Here is a 12549-nt window from a genome sequence, read left to right as displayed (position 1 = left end):
CGTTCAACAAAATTCGACACGAAAAAAGGCATCCCCGAAAGGATGCCCTGAATGCGCAGATTGCTTACACTGCTGCTGTTTTCTCTTTTTTGATCTGCTTGCTGCGGAGTTGCCCGCAAGCTGCGTCGATGTCCGCGCCTTGTTCGTGGCGGACGCCGCAGTTGATGCCTTTCTTCTTCAAAGCGTCGTAGAAAGCGCTGATCGCTTCCGGCGTGCTCTGCTGGTACTGATCGTGTTCGCTGACCGAGTTGTACGGGATCAGGTTGACGTACGACAGATGGCGCTTGTCTTCGAGCAGCTTCGCGAGCTTGTTCGCTTCTTCGACATGGTCGTTGACGTCGCGCAATAAAATATACTCGAATGTGATGCGGCGGTTGGATTTCTCCAAGTAGTAATCGATTGCATCCATCAATTTCTCGATCGGATACGCTTTGTTGATTTTCATGATGCGCGAACGCAATTCGTTCGTCGGCGCATGGATGGAAATCGCCAAGTTGACTTGCAGGCCTTCGTCCGCATAATCGTAGATTTTCGGTACGATGCCGCTTGTCGATACAGTAATGTGGCGCGCCCCGATCGCCAGTCCTTTTTGGGAGTTGACGACTGTCAGGAAGTCCATCAAGTTCGAATAGTTGTCAAATGGTTCGCCGATGCCCATGACCACGATGTGGCTCACGCGCTCGTCTTTTTGCTGCGCGTCAAAATGCGCCTGCACTTGCATGATCTGCTCGACGATTTCGCCCGCGTTCAAATCGCGGCTCTTTTTCAAAAGTCCGCTTGCACAGAAACTGCAGCCAATGTTGCAGCCAACCTGTGTCGTAACACAGACCGAGTTGCCGTATTTAAAACGCATCAAGACCGTTTCGATCAAGTTGCCGTCCTGCAGGCGGAAAAGGAATTTGATCGTGCCGTCGGCAGATTCCTGTTTGACTGCTTCTTCCAATGTCCGGATGGCAAAGTTCTCTTCCAAAAGCGCGATGACCTCTTTGCTGAGGTTGTTCATCTGCGAGAATTCAGTGACGCGTTTGATATATAGCCAGTCCCATACTTGTTCAGCACGGTACTTCTTCTGGCCGTTTTCTAAAAACCATTCTTTTAGTTGATCTACTGTCAATCCATAGATGGAATTTTTCATTATTAGTACCCTCATTTCGGAATTTCACAATTGCTTATTATAATACTAAATTTAGAGCTTGACAACAACTATTTTCGTTTAGACTGAAAACTCTGCTTTTTTTGCCGGATTAAAGGGGTGGAAATCGGGTAAAAGCTTTATACAGAGGAGGCGATCAAATGGCGGAAATTACACATATCGGCTTGGCCGTTCCCGACCTTGACCGCGCAGCGGAATGGTATTGCAAAGTCCTGGGCTTTTACATATTGTCAGGCCCGTTCGAATTCGATGCGGCCACCGAAGAACCGGACCACATGACACTGGATCTGCAAGGCCCGGAGATTACCAAAATGCGGAACATCCACCTCATGTCGCTCGGCGGAGTCGGCATTGAATTGTTCGAGTTCCAGGAATCGGACATCAAGGGGGAACAGCTTTCGCCGCACCGGGGCTTTTTCCATGTCTGCCTGGTTGTAGAGAACCTAATCGAGACGATCGAACGGATCGTCCTGCACGGCGGCCGTCAGCGCAGCAAAATCCACCAGACGACCAAGGACAAGAACCATTACCTGGTTTATATGGAAGACCCGTTCGGCAATATCCTGGAACTGTCGAGCCGCAACACATCCGAAATGTACGGCAATAAATAAGAAAAGCGCAAGCGCCCGTTCAGCCTTTAAAAGCCATACTTTCTTAGGCATTTAAAAAGGGGCTGTCTAAAAAGCTTCAAACTAAAGACCGGAGGAGAAAAAGCATTGCTTTTTCTCCTCCGGTCTTTTTTATTTGCTATAAATGGCTGCTGGGAATGGAGGCGGCGAGCAAGTTGGACGAAGCAGCGAAGCGATGCAGGAGCATCGGTTTTTCCAGCGGGATAGCGAAGTGTCGAAATCCACTCGGACGCTAGTCCGAGTTAGTTCAGCGCGAGCCCGCGGAAAGCGTCCGCCGCAATGGACAGCGGCCCTTTTTGGACAGCGCCTTTACGCATAAGGCTATACCGTCTGTTCTTTTTTCACGAGCATCGAGCCGTATTCGGCCAAATTCGTGTGCCACGAAAAGGCTTTTTCCAGCACGTGCGGCGTCTGTCCCCCGCGCGTCAGCGCTTCGGCGTAATACTCGCGCAGCGCTTCGCGGTACATCGGATGCACGCAGTTTTCGATGATAACGCCGACCCGCTCGCGCGGCGCCAGGCCGCGGAGATCCGCATAGCCCTGCTCGGTGACGACGACATCGACGTCGTGCTCGGTGTGGTCGATGTGCGAAACGAACGGCACGACGCTTGAAATCCGCCCTTCTTTCGCAATCGATTTCGTGACGAATATCGCGAGCCGCGCATTGCGGGCAAAGTCGCCGGAACCGCCGATGCCGTTCATCATCTTCGAGCCGGACACATGCGTCGAATTGACGTTGCCGTAGATGTCGAATTCCAAAGCCGTGTTGATCGAAACGAGGCCTAAGCGGCGGATGAGTTCCGGATGGTTCGAAATTTCCTGCGGGCGCATGACGATTTTATTGCGGTAGTTATCGAAGTTGCCGAAGACCTGCTTCATCTTCGGTTCCGACAGCGTGATTGAACAGCAGGAAGCGAACTCGACTTTGCCGGCGTCGATCAAATCAAACACCGCGTCCTGCAGCACTTCCGAATAGACTTCAAGGCCTTCGAATTCAGAGTCGATCATGCCGTGCAGCACGGCGTTCGCCACAGACCCGATGCCCGACTGCAGCGGCGCAAGCGTCTCGGTCAGGCGGCCGGCGCGGATCTCCGAGCGGAAAAATTCCAGCAGGTGGTCCGCCATGATTTTCGTTTCTTCATCCGGCGCCACGATGTTCGACGGTGAATCCAATTGCTCGGTGAAGACGATGCCACGCACTTTGTCCATGTCGACCGGAATGCCGACCGTGCCGATGCGCTGGTCAACCGTCGTCAACGGAATCGGCATCCGCTCTCCTTGCTTGCCGGTATCGTAGATGTCGTGCAGTCCCTCGAAAAGCTCCGGCTGCGCGGTGTTGATTTCGACGATGATATTTTTAGCGTGCTTCACGAAAACGGAAGAGTTGCCGACAGAAGTCGTCGGGATGATCATGCCGTCCTCCGTAATCGACAGCGCCTCCACAATCGCGAAATCGATCGGTTCGATGACGCCCGAGCGGATCCATTCCGCGGTATGGGATAAATGGTGGTCCACAAACAGCATTTCGCCTTCGTTGATTTTCTTGCGCATCGCAGGCTCCGCCTGGAAGGGCAAGCGTTTATTGACAATGCCCGCCTCCGCGAACAGGCGGTCGATGTCCGACCCCAGCGAGGCACCGGTAAAGACGTTCACTTTAAAGCTTTCCGTTTCTGCGCGTTTGACCAGCGCAAAAGGAACCGCTTTCACGTCTCCCGCCCGTGTAAAACCGCTGAGCCCCAACGTCATGCCGTCGCCAATCCACGATGCGGCTCTTTCCGGCGTCACGACCCGGTCCTTCAATTCGGCTGCTCTGATCCGTCCAAGATTGTTTTCCATATCCATCACTCTCTTTCAAATTTAATAAGCTAGCAATTTCCCACTTTCAAGATAAAGCGTTTTCATAAGCGTCCGCTCGGATGAGCGTCGCCGCTTTCCCTGAAAAGAGTATAGGTTGTCATTATCTAATGAAGGTTAATTATTAGATAATTTTAACTTATCTTCTTTCGAAAGAGCGTTTCACTGCGCGGAAAAGCGTTATTCGCGCCGAAGCAGCGAAGCCGGCGGATAGAGCAGCAGATTTTTCAGAAATCGAGCAGTTTCCGGAAATAGCTCGAATACGACTGGCTGACCGGGATACGTTCGCCGTTGTCCATTGCCAGGACAAATGTTGAATGGGTATCCGGATGGATTTCTTCTATATGATGCACATTGACGATATACGAGCGGTGGCAGCGGATAAAGGAATCGCGCGGCAGCAAGAATTCGAATTCCTGCAGCGAGTTTTTATTCGTCCCCCAGAAGCCGTCAGCGTGCACATAGGTTTTGCGGTCCTTCGCTTCCAGGTACTTCACGTCGCCGAACGGGATCGGCTTCCAGCCGTCGGCGCTTTTCACGGTCACGACCGACTTGCCTTCAGTGAATGCCGGGTAGATCGCCATGACCACGCCCTGCACGATGCCGTCCTGCTCAAAGGGGACTGCCATGCCGTGGTACGGCACTCCGAATACCTCCTTGTCAATAAACTCTGAAGCTTTCTGCTGCGTTTCGAGCGCCTTGAACGCGATCGTCCCCGGCTTCACCGGGTCCCCGACATGGATTTTCAGGTCGATCCGCTTGCTCGGCCGGTAATACACATACCTTTCCGTATCCGATACCGCAATTGAAATTTCGTCCGAAAACAATTCGCCGATAACGTCCAATAGCGAATCAAGTGTCAGTTTCTCCATAATGCGCCTCCTGTTTTTCTAACATATGTAAATGAACGAATGAGTGTTGCTATCTATCGCTTAGCCCGTAGACGCGCCGGCGGTGATTATTTCATTAATATAGAAAATCGTCCTTTAAAAACGAATAAGCCAACTTACATTCTACAAATTTTACTGCAGCTCTGCACCTCTTTCCTCCAAATAAAAACAGCCGCCCTCAATGGGCAGCTGTCCGGTATTCAACTTGCGGCTTACAGCATCGTGCCGGTCTGTGCGAGTTTTGCATGCCACGAGAAGGCTTTCTCCAGCACATGCGGCGTCTGGCCGCCGCGTGTCAAGGCTTCTGCGTAATACGCACGCATCTTTTCCTTATACATCGGATGCACACATTGCTCGATGATCAGCGTCGCGCGCTCCCGCGGGGCAAGCCCGCGCAGGTCCGCATAGCCTTGTTCCGTCACGACGATGTCGACGTCGTGCTCCGTATGGTCGACATGCGTCACAAACGGCACGACGCTCGAGATGCGCCCGCCTTTGGCAATCGACTTGGTGACAAAGATGGAGAGCCGTGCATTGCGGGCGAAATCCCCGGATCCGCCGATGCCGTTCATCATTTTCGTTCCTGACACATGGGTCGAGTTAACGTTGCCGTAGATATCGAATTCGAGCGCCGTGTTGATCGAAATCAGCCCCAAGCGGCGGATGATTTCCGGATGGTTGGAAATCTCCTGCGGCCGCAGGATGAGCTTGTCGCGGTAGCGGCCGAAATTGCCGAATACCTGCTTCATCTTCTCTTCCGACAGCGTGATGGACGAGGCCGAGGCAAACCGCACTTTCCCGGCGTCGATCAGCTCGAACACCGCGTCCTGCAGCACTTCGGAATACACCTCAAGGTCGTCAAATTCGGAATCGAGCATCCCGTGGAGCACCGAGTTCGCGACTGTCCCGATGCCTGACTGCAGCGGCGCCAGTTTATTGGTCAGGCGCCCTGCCCGCACTTCGGAGCGCAGGAATTCCAGGAGATGATCCGCAATCCGGTCCGTCTCTTCATCCGCCGGGTCGATAGTCGAAGGCGAATCGGCCTGGTGCGTAAATACGATGCCGCGCACCTTCTCCAAATCCACCGGCATGCCCGGCACGCCGATGCGGTCATCAACATGGGTCAGCGGAATTGGCACACGCTCGCCCTGCTTGCCCGTGTCATAGATGTCGTGGACCCCTTCGAACAATTCCGGCTGTGCGGTATTGATTTCCACAATGACGTTTTTCGCGTACTGAACAAATAGAGCCGAGTTTCCGACCGATGTCGTCGGGATGATGAGGCCGTCTTCCGTGATGCCGAGTGCTTCAACAATCGCGAAATCGATGGAAGAGATGACGTCCGCCTTGATCCATTCCGCGGTCTGCGACAAATGGTCATCGACAAACAGCATTTCGCCTTCATTGATCTTTTTCCGCATGGCTGGATCGGCCTGGAAGGGCAGCCGCTTGCCCACTATGCCCGCTTCGGCAAATAATTTATCGATATCCGAGCCAAGCGAGGCCCCGGTAAATACGTTCACTTTAAAGCTTTCCGTCTCTGCCCGCTTCACGAGCGCAAGCGGCACCGCTTTTGCGTCCCCGGCGCGCGTAAACCCGCTGAGCCCGAGCGTCATTCCGTCCTGGATCCACGAAGCTGCGGTTTCCGCTTCGATGACCCGCTCCTGCAATTGAATGGCTTTGATGCGTTCTATGGTTTTTTCCATCACTGTCACCTTTCATAGCCTGAATGTCTTCCTTGTATGTTTCCATTATACCTTACCTCCGCCGGACCCAAATACACCCCTGCTCTCCTTTCCGCCTATATGGAAAGAACCATTCACACCGCTGTAACAAATGGCAGGGAAAATGCGCCGTGTGCAGGCGGCTCAATTGACTCCGCTTGCAAGGGTTTACATCCCTTTAGGGGCGGGCTTTCCAGATAGCCATGTCCGAAAGTTTTCAGACTATTCCTATTATGGAATAATAAATAACAACAGAATTGTAATATTTATATCGGATTACCACCTTGACTTTGCCTTTTATTCATCATAATATAGGAAAGTTGTTAATTTCAGAAGAAATAATAATATAATTTTTAGCATGTAGAGTTTGTCTTCCGCCCCTGTTGTTTCCGCCTTGTTCCAACTTTCTCCCGACGCCTTGCCCCTGCCAATAAAAACCACGATATAGAAATAGAAATGAGGATTTACCTGTGTCTCCCCTACAAAGAAAGAAAATCACCTTGCTTATGGTGAATATGTTTATTGCCATCGCGAGCTTCGGGATCATTGTCCCGATTATGCCCGCTTACCTTGTGTCCATCAACCAGGGCGGTACAGCCGCCGGACTGATGATCGCCATCTTTGCCGGCGCCCAGCTCCTGTTCTCCCCGCTCGGCGGGAAATGGGCGGACCTCTACGGCCGCCGCAATATGATCATCCTCGGACTCAGCCTGCTTGCTGCGTCGATGGGTATGTTCTACGCAACCGACTCCATTTGGGTGCTGTATGCTTCCCGCATCATCGGCGGCATCGGCGACGCATTCCTGGTGCCAGCGATTTTCGCTTACATCGCGGACATTACGACGCCTTCGCAGCGTGCGAAAGGGACCGGCATGGTGACCGCATCAATGTCGCTCGGCTTGGTCATCGGACCTGGTATCGGCGGATTCCTTGCGGAGTTCGACTTGAAGCTGCCGTTCCTGGTTTCCGCTATTGTCACGCTCGCAGCTGTCCTGTTCTCAGTCCTTCTATTGAAGGAAAGCGACGAAACCCGCGCGGCCAATAAAGCCGCTGTCACATTCGACGTCGATGAATCGATGCTCGAAGGGATCGGCCGCTCGGCGAAAATGCCGTATTTCGTGCCGCTCATCATCACGTTCGTCATGAGCTTCGGACTTGTGGCGTACGAGTCGGTCATCGGTCTGTACTTGACTGAGCAATACGCGTCCACATCGAAAGACATCGCATTGATGATCACTGCAACCGGCACCATCAGCGTCATCGTCCAGCTGTTCGTGGTCGACCGCCTCGTGCGCCGCTTCGGCGAAGTGCCGGTCATCATCACGTTCCTCGGCCTTGCCACCGCGGGCTTCCTGCTGTCGTTCATTGCCGGCAGCTACGTAATGTTCTTCGGCGTCACCACCGTCATCTTCATGGCGATGGCCATTCTCCGGCCGGTGCTGAATATCCTGATTTCCAAGATGGCGAAAGGCGAAGTCGGGTTCGCGATGGGCATGACCACTGCCTATATGAGCCTCGGGAACGTCCTCGGCCCCTTGTCCGCCGGTCTGCTGTACGATTTCAACATCAATTATCCGTTCATGCTCGGCCTCGGCCTCTTGCTTGTGACGCTGACGATTGCCATCGCTTGGCGCTCGTCGCACGCAGCGAAAGCCGCCGCCCGCATGCGCACAGAACTTCCAGAAGCTGAACCGCTCATATGACGGTTCAGCTTTTGCTGTTAAGTTTGACAAGATGTGGAAGCTCCTCTAATATGGAAAAGTTGAGCAAATAAATCATTCGTATCACGAAAAGAAAAGAGGCACCACATGACTGCAGACCAACGCAAGAAAATATATATCCTGATGATCAATATGTTCATCGCCATCGGCAGCTTCGGCATCGTCATCCCGATCCTGCCCGCTTACCTTGAATCAATCGGTGAAGGCGGCATGGCGGCCGGCTTGATGATCGCCATTTTCGCAGCCGCCCAGTTCCTGTTCTCGCCGATTTCCGGCAGATGGGCGGACCAATACGGCCGCCGCAAAATGATCATCTACGGCCTCCTCGGCCTTACCATTTCGATGTTCGTCTTTTACTTGTCGGACGGCATCTGGGTGCTGTACTTGTCGCGCGTCATCGGCGGCATCGGCGCAGCCATGCTCATTCCGGCGATTTTCGCCTATATCGCCGACATCACAACATTCGACCAGCGCGCCAAAGGCACAAGCCTGGTGTCGGCTGCCATGTCGCTCGGCATCGTCGTGGGTCCCGGCATCGGCGGATTCCTCGCCGACTACAGCCTGAAGCTGCCGTTCCTGGTATCGGCGCTCGTCTCGCTTGCCGCCGTCCTGTTTTCTGTCGCGCTCCTGAAAGAACAGGACGCCGTCGAAGCGGATCCGGCAACTACCATGGACATGACGCAGCAGGAAGCGATGCTCGCCAAAATCGCCCGTTCTGTCCAAATGCCGTATTTCATTCCTTTGGTCATTACGCTCGTCATGAGCTTCGGTCTGCTTGCCTATGAATCGGTCATCGGCCTTTACCTCGACAACCAGTTCAACTCGACCGCGAAAGACATCGCGTTCATGATTACCGCGACCGGCGTTGTCAGCGTCATTGTCCAGCTGTTCGTGGTCGACCGAATCGTCCGCCGGTTCGGCGAAGTAGTGATCCTGCTCGCATTCATCGGCGTTGCCGCATTCGGCTTCCTGCTGTCGCTGTTTGCCAGCAGCTACGCGATGTTCTTCAGCGTATCGCTCATCATCTTCCTGGCGACTTCGATCCTCCGGCCGGTGCTGAACACGTTGATTTCCAAGATGGCGGAAGGCGAAGTCGGCTTCGCGATGGGCATGAACAATGCCTATATGAGCGTCGGCAATATTCTCGGGCCGCTGCTCGCCGGTGCGCTCTACGACATCAACATCGTTTTCCCGTTCATCCTGGGGCTCATCATGCTGATGATCACCTGGACCATCACGATTGTCTGGCACCGATCCCGGAACGCTAAAACAGCAGCACTCCAATAAAACACAGAACCGGAGCCCTTTCATTGGAAAGGGCTCCGGTTTTTTCATATTGAGGATGTATAAGTTTTTATCCTGCATGCAGATTGCCACAAATTAGGGAAAAAGCAACTTTATGCCGATTCCCCAAAATAGATAGGCACCTTTTTACAGAAAGCCGCCGATTTTTATTATCAAACCCGAAACCGTTTCCCCGATTTCCCGGAATGGTGCGCTTTTTAGAGCCTCACAGCTTTACGGGAAGCTCAGGGTAGTTGTATAATTATTATACAAAATCTAAAGGAATGTGGGTAATGCTATGTACAACATCAAAGCAGCTGCCAAAATCTTAGATATGCCGAAAGTGACGATCCGTTCTTGGGAGACCCGCTACAATGCCATCACCCCTGCCCGCACCGAAACCGGACACCGGCTGTACTCGGACCAGAACCTTGAGGACCTCAAATGGCTGAAGATCCAGGTGCAGGAGCACGGCGTCAAAATCAGCGAAGCGGTAAAGCAATTGCACGCGTCAAAGCGGATGCCGGCTGAGAAAAAGGAATTGCCGGAGCATTTCGGCAATGAGGCTTATGAAAAGCAGATTCAGGAGCTCTTTTTGGCGGCGGCGGAAATGGATACAGAGCGTTTCAATTATTTGCTCGATATGAACTTTTCCATGTTCCATTACCGTACGGTGTTCTTTTCCATCATCGTCCCGCTGATGGTGCAGATCGGCAAAGAGTGGGAAAACGGCACGCTGACCGTGGCGCATGAACACATGATCAGCCACATCGTTGAGCAGCGCTTCACGCAGTTTTTCCGCGTGTTCCCGACTTCCCCAGATCTGCCGAAGGTCATGGCGCTTTGCCCGAGCGGCGAACAGCATTACCTCGGCCTTATGCTCTTCACGCTGTTCCTGCGCGAGAACGCATTCCCCGTCATGTTCATCGGTGCGGACACGCCGATCGACGGCTTGCCGGAAGCTGCGCTCCAACAGGATGTCCAGATTGTCTGCATAGCCATTTCGGACCCGGAGCTCCGGCCGCTTGCGGAGAACTACATCAATCAGCTTACCGATGCGAATCCCGACATGCGCTTCCTTGTCGGCGGCCAAGGCGTGATCGAAGCGCTGGATGCCGGCAATACCCTGTTCCTCGGCCCGATGTACGAATCGTGGCAGGAACGCCTCAACGACTTCAAAGAAAAACTCCCGTTAAGCAGGGCTTAACGGGAGTTTTTGCGTCTTTATCAGAAAAGCGCAGGTGCCTCGCCAGTTCCGACAAGCGTTGGAAGGCTTGGAGGCGATGGCGCTTCTTGCCATCGCCCCCCAAGACTGAAGCATCTCGAGGAACTAGGCACCGGAGTCTAGACAGAAAAGAGAAACCCGGGACTCTCTCGCGTTCTCTGCTTAAAGCAGGTCCAGGTCCTGGTAATATTTCTGGTACGGGCCATTGTCGGTGACTTCGGAATGGTACAGCGCTTTGAGCGCAAAACTCTTCTCGAGGTCCATGTCCTTCATCAACGTTTTCAAACGCTTTTTAAGTTCCGGATGATCGCTGACCAGCTGTTCCATTTTCGATTTCGTGTATTTCATGGGAAATGCAACTCCTTTCCGGTCTCTTTGGTTTTATTATATCATCGTTCAGAAGAAAAGCGGAAGCGCCCGGTTAGCCCTGACTCGAGAAAAGCAGAAGTGCCTGTTCAGCTCTGACAGGCATAAGACGGACCAATGGAGTGGCGGTTTTTGCCACGTAATTGGATCGGCTTTTGTCCCGAAGAGCTAGGCACTGGAGACTAGACAAGCGCTAGAGGGTTTAGCAGTCATGGCGCTTTCTGCCATGTCGGGCAAAACCGAAGCGACTCGAGGTGCTGGGCGCTGAAGTCTAGACACCAAATAAAGAGCGGGAAATTTTGCTTTCCACAACCGAAAAAACGCATTTGCACAGGCAAATGCGTTTTCCGGTTTTACATATAATGCAGCACGAAGTTCATGAGGAACAGCCCCGAGATGATGTAGAGCGGAACCGATACCTCGCGCCATTTGCCGATGCCGATCTTGAGGATTGGGTACAGGATAAAGCCGATGGCGATGCCGTCAGCGATGCTGTACGTAAACGGAATGAGCGCAATGATCAGGAGCGCTGGAAATGTCTCGCTCATGTCTTTCATGTCGATGTTGCGGATCGTCTGCAGCATCAGCCCGCCGATGATGATCAGGATCGGCGCAATTGCGCTGTCCGGGATCAGTTTGATGACGGGAATGAAAAACGCCGACGCCAGGAACAGGACGCCTGCCGTTATCGCCGTCAGCCCCGTGCGGCCGCCTGCCGTCATCGCTGCGGCGCTTTCGACCGAAGCGACGGTCGGGCTCGTGCCGAACACTGCTGACGCCATGGCGCCCAGGGAAGTCGCCTGGAACGCGCGCCCGAATTTCTCCGGCTGCCCGATCAGGTTGACCTGTCCGTGGACAAGGCCGATGTTCTCAAACACCATGACCATCGTCAGCGAGAAGACCGCCACCCAGAACGTCATCGACAGAAAGCTGTCGAATGCCAGCGCGCCGAATCCGGCAAACGCCTCCTGCATATTGAGCGACGGCTCGTCCAGAACGCTCGTGTCGATCAAGCCGAAAAACGAAGCGATGACCGTCCCTGCCACGATCGTGATGAGGAAATTCCCCGGCACGTTGCGGACAAACAGGACGATCGCGACGATCAATGTCAGCGCTGTCGCCAGCACTTGCGGCTCTGACAGCGAACCGAGCGCCAGAATCGACGTTTCGCCGCGGATGACGAGCCCGCCTTTTTCAAGGCCGAGCAGCATCAGGAAAAGCCCGAGTCCGACGGTGATCGCTTCTTTCAAAGAATGCGGAACGGCCGAACTGATGACTTTCGCGAACCGCGTAAATGCGACGGCTACGAAGATGACGCCGGTGACAAAGACGACTGCGAGCGCTTCCTGCCACGACAAGCCCATCGACTGGACCAGCGTATAGGAAAACAGTGCGTTGATGCCCATGCCCGGAACGAGCAGGATCGGCGCGTTGCCCCAGAATCCCATGACGAACGCCCCGAATACCGATGCCCCAATTGTCGCAACGATCGCCGCTTCAAGCGGCATGCCGCCTTCAGACAAAATCAGCGAATTGACCGCGATGATGTAGACCACTGTAAAGAAGCCGATCAAGCCGGCGGTCATCTCGCGTTTCACCGTGGTGCCGTTTTTTTGAAGACCGAAAAACCGGTCCATCCAATGTTTCATTTATACGACCTTCTATTAAATTAGCCCTCTCCCTACCCGCTTTTCCTATGGAAA

The 12549-nt window shown here is 53.5% G+C and carries 10 protein-coding genes; 4 read left to right on the top strand and 6 right to left on the bottom strand.

Going from position 1 to position 12549, the window contains the following annotated elements; genetic code table 11:
- Positions 1 to 64: 64 nt before the first annotated feature.
- Positions 65 to 1135, bottom strand: coding sequence for a 23S rRNA (adenine(2503)-C(2))-methyltransferase RlmN (gene rlmN / locus ACTL32_RS05795; RefSeq protein WP_204891423.1), 1071 nt, complete (start codon positions 1133 to 1135; stop codon positions 65 to 67).
- Positions 1136 to 1293: 158 nt separating this feature from the next.
- Between rlmN and ACTL32_RS05790 the strand changes: the two genes are divergently transcribed.
- Positions 1294 to 1764, top strand: coding sequence for a VOC family protein (locus ACTL32_RS05790; RefSeq protein WP_441340576.1), 471 nt, complete (start codon positions 1294 to 1296; stop codon positions 1762 to 1764).
- 339 nt (positions 1765 to 2103) lie between these two features.
- On the opposite strand, the gene ACTL32_RS05785 is transcribed toward ACTL32_RS05790, so the two are convergent.
- From ACTL32_RS05785 to ACTL32_RS05775, 3 genes are all read right to left on the bottom strand, one after another.
- The gene (locus tag ACTL32_RS05785) at positions 2104 to 3618 is read right to left on the bottom strand and encodes an acetyl-CoA hydrolase/transferase family protein (protein ID WP_441340575.1); all 1515 of its coding nucleotides are present in this window, start codon (positions 3616 to 3618) and stop codon (positions 2104 to 2106) included.
- 245 nt (positions 3619 to 3863) lie between these two features.
- Entirely contained in the window at positions 3864 to 4508 is a 645-nt protein-coding gene (locus ACTL32_RS05780) for a LytTR family DNA-binding domain-containing protein (RefSeq protein WP_441340574.1), read from the bottom strand.
- A gap of 230 nt (positions 4509 to 4738) precedes the next feature.
- Positions 4739 to 6232 carry an acetyl-CoA hydrolase/transferase family protein gene (locus ACTL32_RS05775; protein WP_441340573.1) on the bottom strand — a complete coding sequence of 498 codons (1494 nt, stop codon included), beginning with the start codon at positions 6230 to 6232 and terminating at the stop codon, positions 4739 to 4741.
- Positions 6233 to 6720: 488 nt separating this feature from the next.
- Here ACTL32_RS05775 and ACTL32_RS05770 point away from each other — a divergent pair, with 488 nt between their 5' ends.
- The 3 genes from ACTL32_RS05770 to ACTL32_RS05760 all read left to right on the top strand — a co-directional run bounded on the left by ACTL32_RS05770 (position 6721) and on the right by ACTL32_RS05760 (position 10462).
- Positions 6721 to 7953, top strand: a complete 1233-nt coding sequence (locus ACTL32_RS05770; protein WP_441340572.1) for an MFS transporter — start codon at positions 6721 to 6723, stop codon at positions 7951 to 7953.
- Between the two features lie 105 nt (positions 7954 to 8058).
- Positions 8059 to 9258 (top strand): MFS transporter, encoded by a 1200-nt coding sequence (locus ACTL32_RS05765; RefSeq protein WP_441340571.1) that lies wholly within the window; start codon positions 8059 to 8061, stop codon positions 9256 to 9258.
- Positions 9259 to 9553: 295 nt separating this feature from the next.
- Positions 9554 to 10462, top strand: a complete 909-nt coding sequence (locus ACTL32_RS05760) for a MerR family transcriptional regulator (protein WP_441340570.1) — start codon at positions 9554 to 9556, stop codon at positions 10460 to 10462.
- Positions 10463 to 10642: 180 nt separating this feature from the next.
- Here the strand turns inward: ACTL32_RS05760 and ACTL32_RS05755 are convergent, their stop codons facing one another.
- Positions 10643 to 10828 (bottom strand): hypothetical protein, encoded by a 186-nt coding sequence (locus tag ACTL32_RS05755; RefSeq protein WP_441340569.1) that lies wholly within the window; start codon positions 10826 to 10828, stop codon positions 10643 to 10645.
- 371 nt (positions 10829 to 11199) lie between these two features.
- Positions 11200 to 12495 (bottom strand): NCS2 family permease, encoded by a 1296-nt coding sequence (locus ACTL32_RS05750; protein WP_441340568.1) that lies wholly within the window; start codon positions 12493 to 12495, stop codon positions 11200 to 11202.
- Between the last annotated feature and the right edge of the window lie 54 nt (positions 12496 to 12549).

It is taken from the genome of Planococcus sp. FY231025, assembly GCF_052078085.1.
Classification (GTDB): Bacteria; Bacillota; Bacilli; order Bacillales_A; family Planococcaceae; genus Planococcus.
This window is presented reverse-complemented; position numbering and strand designations above follow the sequence as displayed.